The sequence below is a fragment of the Paramagnetospirillum marisnigri genome (assembly GCF_001650715.1).
GTDB classification, from domain to species: domain Bacteria; phylum Pseudomonadota; class Alphaproteobacteria; order Rhodospirillales; family Magnetospirillaceae; genus Phaeospirillum; species Phaeospirillum marisnigri.
The window spans coordinates 24,488-43,060 of sequence record NZ_LWQT01000077.1; the positions used below are offsets into that span (position 1 = coordinate 24,488).

Sequence of the window (18,573 nt, forward strand, 5' to 3'; positions counted from 1 at the left end):
CAAGGTCATGATCCAGGCCTCCACCTTCCGTCATCGCGCCCTGGGGACGCTGATCCGCCTTCAGGCGGACGGGTCGCCCGCCCTGGACCTGTTGCCGCGCGAGGCCGGGACTATCGCCCTGGCGCTTCTTGCCCTGAGTGATGGCCGCTCGGCCGAATCCGAGATCTATCTCAGTCCGATGGCCAGCGACCATGCGCTCCACGCCACCGCCAGCCATGGCGGCATCCGGCTGGGAGACCAGTTCCTGGACTGGGATCAGGTGCGGCAATTGGCGACGCTTCTCGCCGACAGCGCCAAGGCAAGCTGATGGCCAGCGCCGCCGAGATCATCGCCGTGATCCGCTCGCTGCCCTCGGTTCCCTTCGCCCGCCTGGAGGTGGACGACACGGAAGTGAGCCTGGTCTATGAGGGACGCGCCCTGGCCCGGGTCGGCGTGGCCAGTACCGACCGGCCGACGCTGTGGTCGGCCAACCAGATGCTGAACGATCTGGCCCATCAGGCCCTGTTCCAGTCGGATATCAAGACGCTGGCCCCGGCCGAGGCGGTCAATGCCGCCCATCAGGTGCTGGAATGGTGGGACGCGGTGGTCTGCGCCATCGCCCGCGAGAATCTTTAGCCCACCACCTTGCGGAAATAGGCGATGGTCTGTTCCAGACCATCTTCCAGGGGAACCTTGGGCTCCCAGCCCAGCTTTTCCTTGGCGAGCGAGATATTGGGCTGGCGCTGCAAGGGATCGTCGGCGGGCAGCGGCCGATAGACGATCTGCGACTTGGACCCCACCATCCGGACCACCATCTCGGCCAGTTCGCGCACCGTCATCTCGCGCGGATTGCCCAGATTGATGGGGCCGGTGACGTCGTCGGGGGAGTTCATCAGCCGGATGAAACCCTCGATCAGGTCGGAGACGAAGCAGAACGAGCGGGTCTGGCTGCCGTCGCCATAGAGCGTGATGTCCTGGCCCTGGAGCGCCTGGACGATGAAGTTGGAGACCACGCGGCCGTCATTGGGATGCATGCGCGGGCCGTAGGTGTTGAAGATGCGCGCCACCTTGATGCGCAGGGCGTGCTGGCGCCAGTAGTCGAAGAACAGGGTCTCGGCGCAGCGCTTGCCCTCGTCGTAGCAGGCGCGCGGGCCGATGGGATTGACGTTGCCCCGGTAGTCCTCGGTCTGGGGATGCACTTCCGGATCGCCGTAGACCTCGGAGGTGGAGGCCTGGAAGATCTTCGCCCCCACCCTTTTCGCCAGGCCCAGCACGTTGATGGCGCCGTGCACCGAGGTCTTGGTGGTCTGGACCGGATCGCGCTGGTAGTGGATGGGCGAGGCCGGGCAGGCCAGATTGAAAATCTCGTCCACCTCCACGAACAGCGGGAAGGTGACGTCGTGGCGCATCAGCTCGAAATAGGGATTGCCCAGCAGATGGGCGATATTGTCCTTCACCCCGGTGAAGAAGTTGTCGGCGCACAGCACGTCGCAGCCCTCGGCCAGCAACCGTTCGCACAGATGGGAGCCCAGGAACCCGGCCCCCCCCGTCACCAGCACACGTTTGCGACCGTATTTCATTCTTGGGCCCAGCCTTCTTGACGCCTGACGCCCCCTAGTTACGGCGGCCCGGGCCAAATGGCAATCCCATTCCCGTGCCGCCTCTCACGATTCGCTGGACAGTGCCCGCGAACAAGGCCATGAGTCTGGGATCAAGGCGAGGGGCTCAGACTTGATGGACATCCGGCCGGTTCTTTTCGTCAACGGCTTTCTGCTGCTGGTGCTTGCCGCCGCCATGGGCTTCCCGGCGGTGGTGGACCTGCGGGCCGACGATGGCGACTGGAAGGTCTTCGCGGTTTCGGCCATGGCCACCGGTTTCGTGGCCCTGGCCCTGGTCTTCGGCGCGCGGCCCAAGGGCCGCCCAAGCCTGACGCCGCGACAGGCCTTCATGCTGCCGGTGATCGCCTGGCTGCTGACCGCCACCTTCGCCGCCCTGCCCTTCGCCTTCAGCACTCTGCGCCTGTCGCCCACCGATGCCCTGTTCGAGGCCATGAGCGGCCTGACCACCACCGGCGCCACCGTCATCATCGGCCTGGACAAGGCCCCCAAGGGCATCTTGCTGTGGCGGGCGCTGCTCAACTGGCTGGGCGGCGAGGGCATCATCATCATGGCGGTGGTGATCCTGCCCCTGCTGCGCATCGGCGGCATGCAGGTCTTCCGCATGGAAAGCTCGGACAAGACCGACAAGATCAAGCCGCGCATCACCCAGGTGGCCACCGCCATCACCCTGATCTACGCCGCCTTCACCGCCCTGACGGCAGTGGCGTTCTGGGCGGCGGGCATGGGCCGCTTCGACGCCGTCTGCCATGCCATGGCGGCGGTGTCCACCGGCGGCTTCTCGACCTCCGACGCCAATCTGGCCCATTGGAACACCGCCGTCCAATGGGTGGCCATCTTCGCCATGCTGGTGGGCGGCTCCAGCTTCACCTTGTGGATCGGCCCGTGGAAGAACTGGCGGCCCAAGGTATTGGATGATGCCCAGACCCATTGGTATCTGATGTTCCTGGGCGCCTTCGCGGGGGTGCTGGCGCTGTGGCAATGGGCGGTCAACGACATGAGCCCGGGCGTGGCGTTGCGTCACGCCGCCTTCTCGGTGACCTCGGTGGTGACCACCACCGGCTTCGTTTCCACCAATTACAGCGCCTGGGGCGGCTTCGCCCATGTAGTGTTCTTCGTCCTGCTGTTCATCGGCGGCTGTACCGGCTCGCCCGCCGGCGGCGTCAAGATCTTCCGCTGGGAACTGCTGTTCGCCATGGCGGGCATTCACCTGAAGCGGCTGTTGCATCCCCACGGCATCTTCGTCATCCACTACAATCAGCGTCCCATCGGCCAGGCGGTGCTGGATTCCGTGCTGGGCTTCGTGGTGATGTATTTCTTCACCTTCGCCGCCTTCGCCCTGGCGCTGACCATGGTGGGGGTCGATCTGGTCACCGCCTTGTCGGGCTCGGCATCGGCCCTGGGCAATGTGGGGCCGGGGGTCGGGAGTACCATCGGCCCCATGGGCAGCTATCGCGGCCTGCCCGAGGCCGCCAAGTGGATCCTGTCCTTCGAGATGATGCTGGGGCGCCTGGAACTGTTCACCGTGGCGGTGCTGTTCTCGCGCAGCTATTGGCGGGAGTAAGGCGGCCGTGTTCGCGATCATCGACCTTCGTCCCGTCTTCCAGGTCATTGGCGCCCTGCTCTGCGTCCTGGCGATGGCCATGGTCGGCCCCGCCCTGCTGGATTATCGCGACAACCACGCCGAATGGCGGGTCTTCGCGGTCTCGAGCGGGCTGACCCTGTTCGCCGGGCTGCTGCTGGTGCTGGGAACCCATACCGGCTCCCATCGCCGCAGCCTGCGCCAGACCTTTCTCGCCACCGTGTTCGGCTGGACGGTGCCGGGACTGTTCGCCGCCCTGCCCTTCATCTATGGGCCGTTGCAGATGGATTTCACCGATGCCGTCTTCGAGGCGGTCAGCGGCCTGACCTCCACCGGGGCGACGGTGATCCACGGGCTGGACGCCCTGCCGCGCGGTTTGCTGCTGTGGCGGGTGCTGCTCAACTGGCTGGGCGGACTGGGGGTGATCGCCATGGCGGTGGCGGTGCTGCCCGACCTGGCCATCGGCGGCATGCAGATGTTCCGCCTGGAAGTCCCCGGCCCCGCCGAGCGCGCCACCAGCCGCACCCGACGCATCGCCCTGGTGATCGTGGCGGTCTATGCCGGGCTGACCGGGCTGCTGGCCCTGGCCCTGTGGGTGGCGGGCATGACTGGCTTCGAGGCGCTGGCCAACGCCATGTCCACCCTGTCCACCGGCGGTTTTTCCACCTCGGACGCCTCCATCGGCCATTTCGACAATCGCGCGGTGGAACTGGTGGTGATGGTGGGCATGGTGCTGGGAGGGTTGCCCTTCCTGCTGTTCTTCCAGATGTCCCAGGGCAATCCGCGGGCCTGGACCAAGGACGGCCAGTTGCGCTGGTATTTCGGACTGATGGCACTCGGCTGCCTGGGGGTTTCGGCTTGGCTGACGGCCAGCAAGGGGCTGGCGCCGTGGGATGCGCTGCGTTCGGGCAGCTTCACCGCCATCTCGGTGATGACCGGCACCGGCCTGTTCACCCTGGAATACGGCAACTGGGGAGGGCTGCCCGCCGCCATCCTGCTGTTCCTGGCCTTTGTCGGCGGCTGCGCCGGGTCGACCTCGGGCGGGGTCAAGGTCTTCCGCTTCCAGTTCCTGTTCGCCGACGCCCTGGTGCAGTTGCGTCGGCTGTTGCGGCCCCACGCCGTGCTGATCCCCAGCTTCAACCGTCGCCCCATCCCCGAGGACGTGTTGGCCTCGGTGATGGGCTTCCTGTTCGTCTACGCCCTGGCCTTCGCCATGCTGTCCATGGCGCTGGCCTTCCTGGGGCTGGATTTCACCACCGCCATTTCCGGCGCCGCCTCGGCCCTGGCCAATCTCGGCCCCGGCCTGGGAGGCGAGATCGGTCCAGGCTCCACCTATGCCGCGCTGCCCGATACCGCCAAATGGCTGCTGGCGCTGGGCATGGTGTTCGGGCGGCTGGAAATGTTCCCGATGCTGGTGCTGTTCGTCCCCGCCTTCTGGCGGCAGTAGTCCGGGCTACCTGGCTTCCGCCGCCATCACCGGCGTATAGGCCCTGACGATGCGATCATAGGCGCCGCTGGCCCGCAGCTTGGCCAGTCCCCGGTTGAAGGCGTCGCGCAAGCCCTCGTCGCGGAAGGCCATGCGGTAATCGGTGGGGGGGAACAGCGGGTGGAACCGCAGGGGTTGACGGGTGTCGACCTTGGCGGCGACCTCGGGCTGATGGGCGAACCAGTTGAAGATGTTGCGATCCGCGATCACCACGTCGATACGGTCGAGATACAGCATGATGGGCTGTACCACCTGGCGGCTTTCCTCCCGATAAAGGGGATTGGCCTCGACCACGGCCTTGAAGCGCGGCCCCAGATACAGGGCGGCCCGCTGGAAGGCGATGATCGACTTGCCCGCCAGATCCTCTTCCTTGTCGACAGCCAGATTGCGGCTGGCCAGGGTGATGGCGAAGTTCTGATAGGTGATGTAGACGTCGGAATAATGAGCGGGCAGCCCGACCTCCATGCGCTGGGTCAGGGCCGCTTCCAACTGCCCGCCCCCCAACTCCTTGGCGACCCGCCCCTGGGGCATGTAATGGGGCCGCAGGGTGTGGCCCTCCAGGGCCAGGGCCTCCTTGACGATGTCGTATTCCATGCCCCGGGTTTCCTCGGGGATGACATAGGGCGACAGCGACAGGCCGATGGCGACATTGACCTCGCGCGCGACAGCGGGCGCGGTGATCAAGGCCAGCGAGAAACCGATGAGACAGGCGAGGCGGCACATATTCAGTTCCATCCTGAGGCAAGGCTCGATGGAACGCGGTAGGGCCGATTCTGTCAAGAATCGAGATGCGATTAATTCTGACGGGAAGGTGGGAGACCGGACAGCGACCCGGACCGGAAATCGTTACGGCTGCTTCCTTCCGGACCTGACCGGGTTGGCGACGAGTCCGTCCGCGCCGATCTCCCGCCGGGAAAATACGGGCACCCCGCCCCCGATTGCAAGCGTTAGATTCCGAAGGCCTGGCCCAGGAAGCGCAGCGCCAGCTGGGCACCGGGTCCGTCGATGCCGTGGCCCAGGCCGGGGCGCAGTTCGGTCAACACGGGCACGCCCACCGAGGTCAGGGCCTGTTCCGCCGTGGGCAGGCTGGCGGGATTGACCACCTCGTCATCCTCGCCGTGGATCAGCAGCACCCGGGGCCGGGCGGTGATCTCGGCGGGCAGCGAGGCGGCATCCACCAAGGCGCCGGAAAAGCCGACCACGGCGGCGGGTGCCTTGGCGCGGCGCAGAGCCACATGCAGCGCCATCATGGTGCCCTGGCTGAAGCCCACCAGGGCCAGGTCGGATTCGCCGACGCCCCACTTGGCCAGTTGCTCGTCGATGAAGGCGTCGAGGATCGGCGCGGTCTCGCGCACGCCAGCCGCGATCACTGTGGAGGTGCGGTCCTGCAGGCTGAACCACTGGCGGCCGAACGGCGCCATGTCGAATGCCTGGGGCGCGTCGGGGGCGACGAAGGCGGCATCGGGCAGGATGGTGGCCAGGAACGGCGCCAGCTCGATCAGGTCGCTACCATCCACGCCCACGCCGTGCAGCAGCACCACCAGTTGCGCCGCCGGGCCGCCCGAGGCGGGGTCGACGCTGGGGCCGGTCAGGGTGGGGGGATGGGATGGCATGAGGGCTCCTGTCGGATGAGATCGGGGCCAGCACTATGCTATGCTCTGCTCTTTCGCACCAATCCAAACTGCGACCCCGCCCGTGATCGTCACCCGTTTCGCCCCCAGCCCCACCGGCGAGCTGCATCTCGGCCACGCCCATTCCGCCCTGTTCGCCCATGGCGAGGCCCGACGGGCGGGCGGGCGTTTCATCCTGCGCATCGAGGATATCGACCGGACCCGATGCCGCGCCGAATTCACCGACGCCATTCTCGTCGACCTGGCCTGGCTGGGGCTGGACTGGGAGCAGCCGGTGCGGCGGCAGTCCGAGCATTTCGACGACTACCGTTCCGCCCTGGCCCGGCTGGAGGGCGAGGGCCTGCTCTATCCCTGCTTTTGCACCCGCAAGGACATCGCGCGCGAGGTCGAGGCCGCCGGTCATGCTCCCCACGGCCCCGACGGCCCGCTCTATCCCGGCACCTGCCGCGCCCTGTCGGCGGCCGAGCGCGCCGAGCGCATCGCCGCCGGCGAGGCCTATGCCCTGCGGCTTGACACGGCCGAGGCCCGGCACCGGACGGGGAAGCTGGCCTGGAGCGACCGCGAGGCCGGGCTGGTGGTGGCGCGGCCCGAGTTGTTCGGCGACGTGGTGCTGGCCCGCAAGGACACCCCCGCCAGCTATCACCTGTCGGTCACCGTGGACGACGCGCTCCAGGGCATCACCCTGGTGACCCGGGGGGTCGACCTGTTCGAGGCAACCCATATCCATCGGCTGTTGCAGGCGCTGCTGGACCTGCCCACTCCCGCCTACGCCCATCACCGCCTGCTGCTGGACGAGCAGGGCCGCAGGCTGGCCAAGCGCGACAAGGCGCTGACGCTGCGATCCCTGAGCGAGGCGGGCAGATCGGCGGATGATGTGCGGCGAATGGCGGGGTTCGCCTGAGGAAAGCGCCCCCACCCCACCTCCGGCGGGGGAGGGAGAGAGGGCTTCCCCCTCCCCCCGGCTTGCCGGGGGGAGGTCGGGAGGGGGGCCAGAACCCTACTTCGTGATCAGCAGGATCGCCAGGACGGCGGCCAGCACCCAGGGCAGCAGGCCGGAGAGCGGTGACTTGCGGCGCTGTTCGCCGAAGATGTGCCGAACTGTATCGGGATGCAGCTTCAGGCCCTGATTGACCATCATGGAATAGGTCTTCTCGGTCTCGGCCAGCAGGCGCGGCAGCCGTTCCAGCGAGCCCATCACATTGGTGGCGGCCTCGCGGATCTTGGCCTCGGGACCAAGATTGGAGCGCATCCAGCCCTCGATCAGCGGCTGGGCCAACTGCCACATATTGATTTGGGGATCGAGGATGCGCCCGACGCCTTCGGCCACCAGCATGCTTTTTTGCAACAGCAAAAGTTGCGGCTGGGTTTCCATGGCGAAGGTCTCGGTGACCTGGAACAGCTGCCCCAGCAGCTTGGCGATGGAAATCTCGTGCAGCGGGCGGCCCAGGATGGGCTCGGCGATGGAGCGGCAGGCCTGGGTGAAGGAATCGATGGACTGGTCGGACGGCACGTATCCGGCGGCGAAATGCACTTCCGCCACCTTGCGGTAATCGCCCGACAGGAAGCCCAGCAGCATCTCGCCCAGGAACCGCCGGGTGCGCTGGTCGACCCGGCCCATGATGCCGAAATCCACCGCGATCAGCTCGCCCTGGGAGCCGATGAACAGGTTGCCGGGATGCATGTCGGCGTGGAAGAAGCCGTCGCGGAACACCTGGTTGAACATGGCCTCGGCGGCCTTGGCCAGGATCTCGACGGGGTCGTGCCCGGCGGCCCGCAGGCGGTCCACCTCGTCCACCGGAATGCCCGTCACCCGTTCCAGGGTCAGCAACCGCTTGCCGGTACGGACCCAGTCCACCTCGGGCACCTTGAAATTGTCGTCGCCCAGGAAGTTCTCGGCCAGTTCGGCCGCCGCCGCCGCCTCGAAGCGGAGGTCCATTTCCAGGGTGACGGAATCCTCGAAGGTCTTGACCGTCTCCACCGGCTTCAGGCGACGAAGGCGCGGCATGGTCAGTTCGGCCCATTCCGCCAGCCAAGTCAGCAGGTCGATATCGCGGCGGAACTTGGCCTCGACGCCGGGGCGCAGCACCTTGACCGCCACTTCGCGGCCCTCGGTGGTCACCGCGAAATGCACCTGGGCGATGGAGGCCGCCGCCACCGGCATATCGTCGAAGCTGGAATAGTGGGCCGACAGCGGCGCGCCCAACTCCTCCTCGATGATCTGGCGGGCCTCGGTGGCGGGAAACGGCGGCAGCTTGTCTTGCAGATTGGACAGGTCGGCGGCCATCTCCTCGCCCAGCAGGTCGGCGCGGGTGGACAGGGCCTGGCCCAGCTTGATGAAGGAGGGGCCGAGTTCGGTCAGGGCATCGGCCAGACGCTCGCCCGGCCGCCCGGTGGAGGCCGAAGGCCGACCGCCGCGCAGCAGCGACGACAGGTGACGGGCCAGCGGCAGCATCTCTTCCAGCAGGAACAGCGCGTCGTGGCGCGCCAGCACCCGGCCGATGGTCAGAAGGCGATTGAGGTTGCGGATGGAGCGGATCATTGCATTGCCCCTCGCCGGGCGCGCCCATCCGGGCGCTTGGCCGCCGCCTCAATGGCGGCCGGATGGCGGCGGCGGTGAGTCTTCGCCGCCATCTAAATCCGCCAGCCGGAATGAATGGCGGCGATCCCGGCCGACAGGTTGCGCACGCTCACCTGCGAGAATCCGGCGTCGCGGATCATGGCGGCCAATTCCTCCTGGGGCGGGAACTTACGGATGCTTTCCACCAGATACTGATAGGCGTCGCGGTTGCCGGTGACCATCTCGCCCACCTTGGGCAGCAGCGAGAAGGAATAGCGGTCATAGGCTTCCTTCAGGCCCGGCACGATGACATGGGAGAATTCCAGGCACATGAACCGCCCGCCCGGCCTCAGCACGCGATAGGCCTCACGGATGGCGGCGTCCCAGTGGGTGACGTTGCGCAGACAGAAGGCGATGGTGTAGCGGTCGACGCTGCGGTCGGGGATGGGCAGGGCCTCGGCATTGCCACAGACCCAGCCGACGCCGTCCAGGATGTTGCGGTCAAGGGCGCGGTCGCGCCCCACCGCCAGCATCTCGCGGTTGATGTCGCAGACGGTGACCGGGCCACCACCGCGCTTTTTCCAGCCGAAGGCGATATCGCCGGTGCCGCCGCCCACATCCAGCAGGACCTGATCGGGACGGGGGCGCAGTATGTCGAGGAAGGTCGCCTTCCACAGCCGGTGGACGCCCGCGCTCATCAGGTCGTTCATCAGGTCGTATTTCGATGCCACCGAATCGAAAACGCCGCGCACCAGCGAGACTTTCTCGTCCTCGGCCACGGTGCGGAAACCGAAATGGGTGGTACCGGATGTGTGCGAATGTTCAGTGGTCATGGGGCCGCACCTTAGCCGGGTTTTTCCGGGCTGTCACGACCGTCCCACAGCCAGCGGCGGTCGAGATCGCGCCAGGAGGGGCAGCCCAACTGCGCCAGGATGCGCTTCAGGTCGGCGCTCAGCAGTTCGACCGCCCGCGCCGCTCCGGCGGCCCCCCCGGCGGCCGCGCCGTAATAGAACGGCCGTCCGGCGAAGACGAAATCCGCTCCCATCACCCGGGCTCGCGCCATGTCCTCGCCCGAGCGGAGACCGCTGTCCATCACCAGCATGGCATCGCCTGCCACCACGCTGCGCACGGCGGCCAGGGCATCGATGGCGGCGGGGGCGGAATCCTGCTGGCGCCCGCCATGGTTGGAGACCCAGACGCCATCCGCCCCGATGGCCAGCGCCTGTGCGGCGTTCTCGGGGGCCAGGATCCCCTTGACCAGCAGCTTGCCCGGCCAGGTCTGGCGGATATCGCGGATATCGTCCCAGCTCAGATCGTCCTTGATCTGCGACGAGATGAAGGCGGTCAGCGTCTGGCCGTCCACATCGCCCGAATAGCGGGCCAGATTGGGAAAGCCGGGCGAACCGTGACGCAGCGTCGCCAAGGCCCAGGCGGGATGGGTCGCCACGTCCCAGGCGAAGCGCAGGCCGGGGCGGAAGGGCAGGATGAAGCGGTTGCGCACGTCGCGGCGGCGATCGCCCGCCAGGGGGACATCGACGGTGACGGCCATCACCCGGATGCCGGCGGCCCAGGCACGATCCATCAGGTCGCGGTTGATCCGGGGCTGGCGCGAGGCATAAAGCTGGAACCAGGCATTGCCACCCGCCGCCTGGGCGATGTCTTCCAGGGCCGTGGACGAGACCGTGCTGGCCACCATGGGAATGCCGCCCGCCTTGGCCAGGGCGGCCAGGGCCAGGTCGGCGCCCGGCCACATCAACCCGCCCATGCCCACCGGGGCGATGCCGAAGGGCTGGGCATAGGTGACATCGAACAGGGCCGCCGAGGTATCGGGCCGGACCCCCGTGCAAAACCTGGGCTTCAGCAGCACCGCCTCCAGCCGGTCACGGTTGCGGCGCAGGCCGCCTTCCTCGCCCGAACCGCCGTCCAGATAACCCCAGGCAAAGGCGGGGATGCGCCGCTTCGCCCGCAGGGCCATATCCTGGATGCAGCTCATGCGTCGCATCGCCGTGCCTCCTCGCGCTGAAAGCTCACCCCTGCTTGGTAGCCGTCCCTGGGCGTGCTGGCAACGACCGGATAAGGCATAGGTCGCCCAAGCCATTCGATTTATGCTATGGCCTTGGAGGGGAGTAAGCTTGGCCTGATCCGGGGTGGGCCGCCATGGTGAGGAGACGAGGGGAGCCATGCCTGGAAGCAGCGGTATGTGGCGATTTCCAAGCCGGATATGGCTGAGCGCGGCCATGCTGGTTTCGTTTGTCACATCATTCACGCTCTACGTCTATTCAGAGAAGCTGATCGACCGCGCCAATGAGCAGCAACTGCTGTCCTACAAGCTGGCTGGGCAGCTTCGCCAGTCCTCCGACGACCTGACCCGCATGGTCCGCACCTATGTGGTGACCGGAGATCCCGCCTACAAACAAAGTTACCAGGATATTCTGGATATCCGCGATGGCATCCGGTTGACCCCCGATGGCTATGACGGTGTCTATTGGGACCTCGCCCTGCTTGACCCGCATTACACCCGCCCGGCCAAGGGTCAAGGCGTGGCCCTGCTGGACCGCATGCGTGACGCGGGCTTTTCCGACGAGGAGTTTCGCAAGCTCGCCGAGGCCAAGGCCAATTCGGATGAATTGACCAACCGCGAATACGAGGCGATGGAACTGCTGGAAACCCCCGCCGAGGATTCCCAATCCAACCGGATGCGGGCCATCGCCATGCTGCATGATGCCACCTACCACCATGCCAAGGCGGCGATCATGCGTCCCATCAACGACTTCTACACGCTGATGCAGGATCGAACCGAAGTCACCGTCAGGCGCGCCGAGAGCTTCGCCCTGATCTGCCGATTGGCCTTCCTGGCCTTCACCCTGACGGTGGTGGGTTTCCTGTGGCGGCTTTCGGCCGAATCGCGGGCCATCCTGGGCGGATCGGCGCAGGAGGTTCACGCTCGCATCACCCGGATCGGCCAGGGCGATTTCACCGTTTCGGGCTCCGCCGCCTCGGATTCTAGCGTGCTGGCCGGCCTGGACCGCATGGCCGCCAAGCTGAGCGCCATGGAGGCCGAGCGTGCCCGCACCCTGGCGGAGATGGCCGACAAGAACGAGGCCTTGGCGCGATCCAATGCCGATCTGGAGCAGTTCGCCTATGTGGCGTCCCACGACCTGCAAACGCCGCTGCGCAACATCGTCAGCTACACCCAGCTCTTGGAGCGGCGCTACAAGACCAGGCTGGATTCCGATGCCGACGACTTCATCGGCTTCATCGTAGACAATACCAAGCGGATGACGCGGCTGATCCACGACCTGCTGGACTATTCCCGCGCGTCACGCCAGGCCGACCCCTTGGAGCCAACCGATGCCAGAGCCGCCGTGGCCGAGGCGCTGGACAATCTGCGACCGGACTTGGATCGTTTCGGGGTTGTCGTCCAGGTGGCGGAGCTTCCCCGGGTCATGGCGACCAGCTCGCATCTGACCAGCCTGTTTCAGAATCTCCTGGGCAATGCCATCAAGTACCGCTCCCCCGACCGGGCCACCAGAATCTCCATCGCGGCGGAGCGCATCGCACCCGAGACATGGCGATTCGCCGTGACCGACAACGGCATCGGCATCGAGCGCCAGTATCACGAAAAGATCTTCGAAATCTTCCAACGGCTTCACCCGACCGCGGACGCCGAAGGGACCGGCATCGGCCTGACACTGTGCCGCCGCATCGTCCACCGCTTCGGCGGCAGCATCTGGGTCGAGTCCGAACCGGGCCAGGGGACAAGCATCCTGTTCACCCTGCGGACGGCCTGAACGGGGCGGCCGCCTCAGATGATGTAGTCGTCGGACGCCGCCGCCTTGGGCAGGCGCATGGTGAAGTCACCTTCCAGCACATCCGCCAGCCGTTTCAGGTCTCCCAGAACGTCGAGCACCACCGCTTCGGCACCGCCGCCCAGCATGACGCCGAATCCCCATTCGCCGCGCCACAGTTCCAGCCCCGAGCGGCCGATCTGGTCGATGGGGTCCTGGGGATCGTCCACCGCGTAGCTGACCATGTAGGGAATACCCAAAGTGTCGAGCAGAATGGCGGCGTCGATGGCATAGCCGGGGCCACGATGGTCGTCGGCGGGCGGGTCGATGAACACGAAATGCGGTCGCGACGGCATGCTGATCCGGTTGCGCAGGAACAAGAACCAATCATGGCTCCAGAACCTGACCCAGCCGTTCTCGCGGTTGGCCTTGGCTAGGTCGATCACCTGGGGGTCATGGTCGTTGACGTCGGCCTCGAACACGGCGCGGGGCAGATCGGCCACCACCCGGCCCGCCAGCACCCAGGACCCGGGATAGCAATCGGTTTCGCGCACCGCGTCATGGAACCAGCGGCAGCCGAACTCGGCCTCGGCCGCCAGGACCGTCTCCACCACGCTGGTGCGGCGCAGCCGCCCCCGGCCGCCATGGGTGTCGGCATAGCAGAACGGCACCTCGGCCTCGTCGGCGGAGGCGCGGTCGGTGACGGCCCTGGCGGAGCGGGCCACCGCCGCCGCCAGGATGAAGTGCGTCCAGATGCCGCCCCTGCCGATCATTCCCCTTGCCCCGGCCCTTCGGTCCCGTCACGTGGTCGGGGGGAAGTAAAGCACTAAAGACTCGGCTCAGCTATCCTCCTCGTCATCCTCGCGACCGCAGCGGTCGTCATAGAATCGGGACTCGATCGCCCAGGGACCGGAGGCGGAGGCGGTATTGAGAACCTTGCGCTGGGCGTCGGTAAGTGCGGTGAAGAAGCGCAGCCCGGTGGCGGCCTCGATGCTGGCGATGCTGGTGGCGTATTCGTTGAAGTCGTAGCGCGACTGCGGCGTGCCCGCGCATTTGCGGTACTGGCCGCGATGATCCTCGTCGGCCTGGGGGAACAGGAAGGCGCGGGCTTCCAGCTTCCCCGACCGTTCGATCACCAGTATCTTGAACAGGGCGTGGGGGATGGCGACCTCGGTGGTGCCGGGCTGGCCAACGGTATCGACCTCGCGGTCGGGATCGAACACCGGCCCGGCCATGGTCCAGACCCGGCCGAACTTGTTGGCGGCGGCCACGGCGTAGTTTTCCAAGGCCAGCCAGTCGCCCTGGTTCATGTCGGCATATTGCGGCACCGCATTAACGAAGACATGGGTGTTGCAGCCCTCCTGCCAGGACAGGCGGTTGGCATGGCTGCGCGCCGCCATGTGGCCGCGATTCCACAATACGGCCATCTTGCGATAGGCAGCGTCGATGCCCTTCTTGCGGAGATCGGGCCGTCCATCCCAGACGAAGGCGGTTTCGTCCAACTCGTACCACTTGTAGGGCCGCCTGGCGCCCTGGGGATGGATGGGATCGCCATCCTCGTCCAGCAGGGCCCGCATCTCGTAGGCCACCCATTTGGGAATGCCCTTATAGGGCGACTCGGCCGAAGCCTCGTCGGCGGGCGTGGCGAAGGAACTGGTGAAGGGGCCGTATTCGAACATCAGCGAGCGCGGCTGGGTCACGAAGCGGTCATGGTCGAATCCAGGGGGAACCTGGGTCTGATAGGGCAGGGCGTGGCCCCCGCCCTGTCCGGTACAGGCCAGCGGCTTGTTGGCCCAGGCCGGAGCCGCCGCCGTGACCAGCAAGGCCACGGCGGCAGCTATTACGTGCTTTAATATGCGCATCTTAGCCATTTCGCACCTGCAAGTTTCAAGTCACTCGCATAGTGCCCAAGACACAGCCAAGTTTCAATTCGCTGAGGTTGTATGCAACATATGCTTGCATACCTATGGGTGTACACTAACCCTCAGGCGGCGCGGCGACCCAGCAAGGCCTCCAGATGGGCCATCACCTGGGCGGCGGTCTCGGGATGGGCGAGGGCGGCGTCAATGATCGCCTCCACGTAACCGGCCTTATTGCCGCAGTCGTAGCGGGTCCCCATGAAGCGGGCGCCGTGCAGCGGAATGCGGTCCAGGGTCCGGGCGATGCCGTCGGTCAGCTGGATCTCGCCACCGGCGCCGCGCTGGCGCAGTTCCAGGGCGTCGAACACCGCCGGATCGAGCACATAGCGGCCAATCACCGACAGGGTCGAGGGCGCTTCCTCGGGCTTGGGCTTTTCCACCATGCCCCGGGCGCGGGCCAGGCGGCCCTTTTCCTCGATCACGTCGAGGATGCCGTAGCGGTTGACCTGATCGGCGGGAACGTTTTCCACCGCGATGACATGGCCCCCGACCTCGGACCACACGTCCACCAGCTGCTTCAGGCAGCCGGGACGGCCCAGGATCAGGTCGTCGGGCAGCATCACCGCGAAGGGCTCATTGCCCACGGCGGCACGGGCGCACAGCACGGCATGGCCCAGTCCCAGCGGCGCGGGCTGGCGCACGGTGGTGATGGTGACGCCCTTGGGGCAGGTGGACCGGGCGATGTCCAGCAGTTCGGTCTTGCCGCGATCTTCCAGCGAGCGTTCCAGCTCGGCATGGCGGTCGAAATGGTCGGCCAGCATTTCCTTGCCCTTGGCGGTCACCAGGATGATCTCGGTGATGCCCGCCTCGGCGGCCTCCTCGACCGCGTACTGGATCAGGGGCTTGTCCACCACCGGCAGCAACTCCTTGGGCAGCACCTTGGTGGCGGGAAGAACTCGGGTGCCCATACCGGCGACGGGAAGAACGGCTTTGCGGATCATGATGGTCTCTCTCGGGGAGAAGGTGTCGATGGCGGGGATCATGCCAAGGGCTTAAGGCGCCATAAGGGCGCGATTGCGGCGAAATCGGGGCGCGTGAGGCCCTTACGCAAAGACGCCGTCTCGGCTACAAAGGCCCCATGAGTCTGTTCCGCTCCATCGCCACCGTCGGCGGGTTCACCATGATGTCGCGCGTCACCGGGCTGATGCGCGAGATGATGATCGCCCATTACCTGGGCGCGGGCGCGGTGGCCGACGCCTTTTTCGTCGCCTTCCGCTTTCCCAACCTGTTCCGCTCGCTGTTCGCCGAGGGAGCCTTCAACGCCGCCTTCGTGCCGCTTTTCACCGGGCGGCTGAGCGAACACGGCGCCGCCGAGGCCCGCCTGTTCGCCGAGCGCGCCCTGGCGGTGCTGGTGGTGGCGCTGACCATCCTGGTCGCCCTGATGGAAGTGTTCATGCCCTGGGCCATGCTGGGACTGGCGCCGGGATTCGCCGCCACGCCGGGCAAGATGGACCTGGCGGTGGACTTCTCGCGCATCTGCTTTCCCTATCTGCTGTTCATCTCCATGACCTCGCTGCAGGCGGGGGTGCTGAACGCCCAGGGCCGCTTCGCGGCGGCGGCCGCCACGCCGGTGCTGCTCAACCTCACTTCCATGGCCGGGCTGTGGGCGCTGGCGCCCCATACCCCCACCGCCGGGCATGCCATGGCCTGGGGCACCTTCGCCGCCGGTCTGGTGCAACTGGCCTGGCTGTTCTGGGCGGCGCGCCGCTGCGGCATGGGGTTGGCGCCGCGCCGCCCCCGCCTGTCGCCCGAGGTCCGGCTGCTGTTCAAGCGCATCGTGCCCGGCGCGGTGGGCGCCGGGGTCTATCAGGTCAATCTGGTGGTCAACACCATGATCGCCTCCCTGGTGGCCGACGGTGCCGTCAGCTATCTGAACTATGCCGACCGGGTCAACCAGCTGCCGCTGGGGGTGGTGGGCATCGCCATCGGCACCGCCTTGTTGCCGCTGCTGTCACGCCAGTTGAAGGAAGGCGACATCGCCGCCGCCAAGGACAGCCAGAACCGCGCCATGGAGGCGGGGCTGCTGCTGACCCTGCCGGCGGCGGTGGCGCTGATGTGCATCGCCGCCCCGGTGATCCGGGTGCTGTTCGAGCGTGGCAATTTCGGCCCCACCGAGACCGAGGCCACCGCCAATGCCCTGGTGGCCTTCGCCATCGGCCTGCCCGCCTATGTGCTGGTCAAGGTACTGGTCCCCGCCTTCTTCGCCCGCGAGGACACCGGAACCCCGGTCAAGGTGGCCGGTGCCGCCATGCTGCTCAATATCGGCCTCAACCTGGCCCTGGCCCCGGTCATCGGCCATGTGGGCATGGCCCTGTCCACCGCCCTCGCCGCCTGGTTCAACGTGGTGGTGCTGGCGGTGCTGCTGCACCGTCGCGGTTTCTTCGCCATGGACCAGCGACTGCGGACCAAGGCGCCGCGCATCCTCGCCGCCTGCGCGGTGATGGCCGCGGCGCTGTGGGGGACCCGCCTGCTGCTATGGCCGCTGGCCCAGGGCCAGATGCTGGCGGTGGTTATGCTGGCGGCCTTGGTGGCGGTTGGGGCCTTAGGTTACGGCCTCGCCGTCCATCTGCTGGGAGCGGCGCGGCTGTCGGAGTTGAAATCCATGATGCGCCGCCGCAAGACGGGTTGAGCTATTTCGCCAGCCGCGCCGCCACCTCGGCCTCGCACTGCATCAGCCAGGTGATCCGCTGCAGCCGCGCGCTTTGCAGGGCCGCCTCGCGCCGCTCACGCTCCAATTTATCGTCGACCCGCTCCTGCTCGCGCGACAGCCGCATCATGCGCTCTTCCAGGGCCGGGTTCTCGCGCATCTCACGCTCGGCCTCGGCCTGGGCGCGGGCGCGCCGGGCCGGCTGGGACAGCAGGTCGTTACGCTCGACGACCAGGGCCTCCAACTGGGTCCGCCAGAAGGATGTGGGATAGATGAAAGCGCTGAAGGCGGCGGGACCGCCCTTCGGCTCGCAGCCCTCGTTGAGGCTGACCTTGTCCGGCGGCAGGGTGGCCCAGAGAAACAGCCCCAGCCCGGCGGCCAGGATCAGGCCATCACGCACTCGCTTGCTGGCCATGCTTATCCTCCCGGATGGCTCATCCCCGGGGATAAGGTTAAGGCTTGGCGGGGCGGCGGGCAATGGCCCGCTGGGAAGGGGAGGTCTGAGGAAATCGCGACCCGGACGGCCGGGGTCAGATGGTCGAGGCCAGATTGGGATCGGCGGCCTTGGCGTCCTCGCGCTCGACGCGCACGGCATGACGCCAGGCGCTCAGCGAAATGGCGGCGCCGACCAGGGCCAGAACCGCGAGCGCGGCCATGACGATATCCATGGTGGTAAAATACATCTCGTCTCTCCTCGGTCCGCCCGGTCGGTGGCGCGGATCGCCGACGCAAGCGGCGCTGGCTCACTCTCTACACGCCTTTTCGCAACTGCGAAAGGCATGGAAGACCGGCCATGCGCAAACCACATGACTGAACCATCGGAGATTGATCAGGAATAAGGATCAGGCGACCTGATCGGCGCGGGAGGCGACCGGGGCGGGAGGCGCGGCGATGGGGGCCGGGGCCACGGGCACCGGAGCCACCGCAACGGCGGGGTCCACCGCCGGGGCGCCGTCCTGGGCCGAAGTGGCGGAAGCCGTATCGGGAGCAGGGGCGTCCTGGCTGGCGGCACCGTGGCGGATATACTCTTCCACCACTTTCTGCGAGGGATACTGCGCCTTCACCTCACCGGTTTCACCATCACGGATGACGAAAACGGCGATCCCGGCCTTGTAGTCGAAATTGACGGCGGGGCTGATGAAGAGAGCCGCTTCGGGAGACACCACGGCATCGGACGAAGCATGTGCGGGCACGGAAGCAGCCTCCGCCTTCCCGCTGAGGGGGGCGTAGACCTGTTGCCCGTGCTCCGATGCGCTGCCGATGAACATGGCGTTCTGCCTGAAACAAAGTTTCTCGCTATTACCCTATCTACTCCAAAAGGCAGGAAAATGCAAGACTTTTCGCAGGCCGAACCAAGCGCGGCCACGA

Annotated in this window: 19 protein-coding genes and 1 other RNA gene; 7 read left to right on the plus strand and 13 right to left on the minus strand. The window is 66.8% G+C overall.

Annotated features, from left to right (window positions below):
• The first annotated feature begins 7 nt into the window (after nucleotides 1–7).
• On the plus strand, nucleotides 8–307 hold the full coding sequence (locus tag A6A04_RS14450; RefSeq protein ID WP_068494075.1) for a hypothetical protein: 300 nt from the start codon (nucleotides 8–10) through the stop codon (nucleotides 305–307).
• Nucleotides 307–615 carry a hypothetical protein gene (locus tag A6A04_RS14455; protein WP_068494077.1) on the plus strand — a complete coding sequence of 103 codons (309 nt, stop codon included), beginning with the start codon at nucleotides 307–309 and terminating at the stop codon, nucleotides 613–615. Before A6A04_RS14450 ends, A6A04_RS14455 begins: the two co-directional genes overlap by 1 nt.
• Here A6A04_RS14455 and A6A04_RS14460 read toward each other — a convergent pair.
• On the minus strand, nucleotides 612–1,559 hold the full coding sequence (locus A6A04_RS14460; RefSeq protein ID WP_068494079.1) for a UDP-glucuronic acid decarboxylase family protein: 948 nt from the start codon (nucleotides 1,557–1,559) through the stop codon (nucleotides 612–614). The two genes, A6A04_RS14455 and A6A04_RS14460, sit on opposite strands and share 4 nt — an antisense overlap.
• Before the next feature lie 154 nt (nucleotides 1,560–1,713).
• Between A6A04_RS14460 and A6A04_RS14465 the strand changes: the two genes are divergently transcribed.
• Together A6A04_RS14465 and A6A04_RS14470 are read left to right on the plus strand one after the other, a co-directional pair.
• Nucleotides 1,714–3,159 carry a TrkH family potassium uptake protein gene (locus A6A04_RS14465; RefSeq protein ID WP_245651217.1) on the plus strand — a complete coding sequence of 482 codons (1,446 nt, stop codon included), beginning with the start codon at nucleotides 1,714–1,716 and terminating at the stop codon, nucleotides 3,157–3,159.
• 7 nt (nucleotides 3,160–3,166) lie between these two features.
• Nucleotides 3,167–4,624 carry a TrkH family potassium uptake protein gene (locus A6A04_RS14470; protein ID WP_245651218.1) on the plus strand — a complete coding sequence of 486 codons (1,458 nt, stop codon included), beginning with the start codon at nucleotides 3,167–3,169 and terminating at the stop codon, nucleotides 4,622–4,624.
• A 6-nt stretch (nucleotides 4,625–4,630) separates the two neighbouring features.
• Here the strand turns inward: A6A04_RS14470 and A6A04_RS14475 are convergent, their stop codons facing one another.
• From A6A04_RS14475 to A6A04_RS14485, 3 genes are all read right to left on the minus strand, one after another.
• Complete coding sequence (locus A6A04_RS14475) at nucleotides 4,631–5,386, minus strand: substrate-binding periplasmic protein (protein ID WP_068494083.1); 756 nt, start codon at nucleotides 5,384–5,386, stop codon at nucleotides 4,631–4,633.
• 87 nt (nucleotides 5,387–5,473) lie between these two features.
• Nucleotides 5,474–5,571: signal recognition particle sRNA small type (gene ffs, locus A6A04_RS14480), an RNA gene on the minus strand.
• Nucleotides 5,572–5,610: 39 nt separating this feature from the next.
• Nucleotides 5,611–6,276, minus strand: coding sequence for an alpha/beta hydrolase (locus tag A6A04_RS14485; RefSeq protein ID WP_068494085.1), 666 nt, complete (start codon nucleotides 6,274–6,276; stop codon nucleotides 5,611–5,613).
• Between the two features lie 82 nt (nucleotides 6,277–6,358).
• On the opposite strand from A6A04_RS14485, the gene gluQRS reads away from it, so the two are divergent.
• The gene (gene gluQRS, locus A6A04_RS14490; RefSeq protein ID WP_068494088.1) at nucleotides 6,359–7,195 is read left to right on the plus strand and encodes a tRNA glutamyl-Q(34) synthetase GluQRS; all 837 of its coding nucleotides are present in this window, start codon (nucleotides 6,359–6,361) and stop codon (nucleotides 7,193–7,195) included.
• A 96-nt stretch (nucleotides 7,196–7,291) separates the two neighbouring features.
• On the opposite strand, the gene ubiB is transcribed toward gluQRS, so the two are convergent.
• The 3 genes from ubiB to A6A04_RS14505 form a co-directional block, all read right to left on the minus strand.
• The gene (gene ubiB / locus A6A04_RS14495) at nucleotides 7,292–8,833 is read right to left on the minus strand and encodes a 2-polyprenylphenol 6-hydroxylase (protein ID WP_068494090.1); all 1,542 of its coding nucleotides are present in this window, start codon (nucleotides 8,831–8,833) and stop codon (nucleotides 7,292–7,294) included.
• Nucleotides 8,834–8,925: 92 nt separating this feature from the next.
• Entirely contained in the window at nucleotides 8,926–9,684 is a 759-nt protein-coding gene (gene ubiE, locus A6A04_RS14500; RefSeq protein ID WP_068494092.1) for a bifunctional demethylmenaquinone methyltransferase/2-methoxy-6-polyprenyl-1,4-benzoquinol methylase UbiE, read from the minus strand.
• An 11-nt stretch (nucleotides 9,685–9,695) separates the two neighbouring features.
• Nucleotides 9,696–10,853 carry an alpha-hydroxy acid oxidase gene (locus A6A04_RS14505; RefSeq protein ID WP_068494094.1) on the minus strand — a complete coding sequence of 386 codons (1,158 nt, stop codon included), beginning with the start codon at nucleotides 10,851–10,853 and terminating at the stop codon, nucleotides 9,696–9,698.
• A gap of 235 nt (nucleotides 10,854–11,088) precedes the next feature.
• Here A6A04_RS14505 and A6A04_RS14510 point away from each other — a divergent pair, with 235 nt between their 5' ends.
• Nucleotides 11,089–12,642, plus strand: a complete 1,554-nt coding sequence (locus A6A04_RS14510) for a sensor histidine kinase (RefSeq protein WP_245651219.1) — start codon at nucleotides 11,089–11,091, stop codon at nucleotides 12,640–12,642.
• Between the two features lie 14 nt (nucleotides 12,643–12,656).
• Here the strand turns inward: A6A04_RS14510 and A6A04_RS14515 are convergent, their stop codons facing one another.
• The 3 genes from A6A04_RS14515 to galU form a co-directional block, all read right to left on the minus strand.
• Nucleotides 12,657–13,412: a class I SAM-dependent methyltransferase gene (locus tag A6A04_RS14515; RefSeq protein WP_068494098.1), complete on the minus strand. Its 756-nt coding sequence runs from the start codon at nucleotides 13,410–13,412 to the stop codon at nucleotides 12,657–12,659.
• A gap of 66 nt (nucleotides 13,413–13,478) precedes the next feature.
• Nucleotides 13,479–14,501: a DNA/RNA non-specific endonuclease gene (locus tag A6A04_RS14520; protein WP_082914953.1), complete on the minus strand. Its 1,023-nt coding sequence runs from the start codon at nucleotides 14,499–14,501 to the stop codon at nucleotides 13,479–13,481.
• A 122-nt stretch (nucleotides 14,502–14,623) separates the two neighbouring features.
• Nucleotides 14,624–15,499 carry a UTP--glucose-1-phosphate uridylyltransferase GalU gene (gene galU, locus A6A04_RS14525; protein WP_068494504.1) on the minus strand — a complete coding sequence of 292 codons (876 nt, stop codon included), beginning with the start codon at nucleotides 15,497–15,499 and terminating at the stop codon, nucleotides 14,624–14,626.
• Nucleotides 15,500–15,636: 137 nt separating this feature from the next.
• Between galU and murJ the strand changes: the two genes are divergently transcribed.
• Nucleotides 15,637–17,187, plus strand: a complete 1,551-nt coding sequence (murJ, locus tag A6A04_RS14530) for a murein biosynthesis integral membrane protein MurJ (protein WP_068494100.1) — start codon at nucleotides 15,637–15,639, stop codon at nucleotides 17,185–17,187.
• Nucleotide 17,188: 1 nt separating this feature from the next.
• On the opposite strand, the gene A6A04_RS14535 is transcribed toward murJ, so the two are convergent.
• From A6A04_RS14535 to A6A04_RS14540, 3 genes are all read right to left on the minus strand, one after another.
• A complete protein-coding gene (locus A6A04_RS14535; protein ID WP_068494102.1) occupies nucleotides 17,189–17,620 on the minus strand; it encodes a hypothetical protein in 432 nt (143 codons plus the stop codon).
• A 115-nt stretch (nucleotides 17,621–17,735) separates the two neighbouring features.
• Nucleotides 17,736–17,888 carry a hypothetical protein gene (locus A6A04_RS22425; RefSeq protein ID WP_156612626.1) on the minus strand — a complete coding sequence of 51 codons (153 nt, stop codon included), beginning with the start codon at nucleotides 17,886–17,888 and terminating at the stop codon, nucleotides 17,736–17,738.
• A gap of 159 nt (nucleotides 17,889–18,047) precedes the next feature.
• Entirely contained in the window at nucleotides 18,048–18,398 is a 351-nt protein-coding gene (locus tag A6A04_RS14540) for a hypothetical protein (RefSeq protein WP_156612627.1), read from the minus strand.
• Nucleotides 18,399–18,573: the final 175 nt, after the last annotated feature.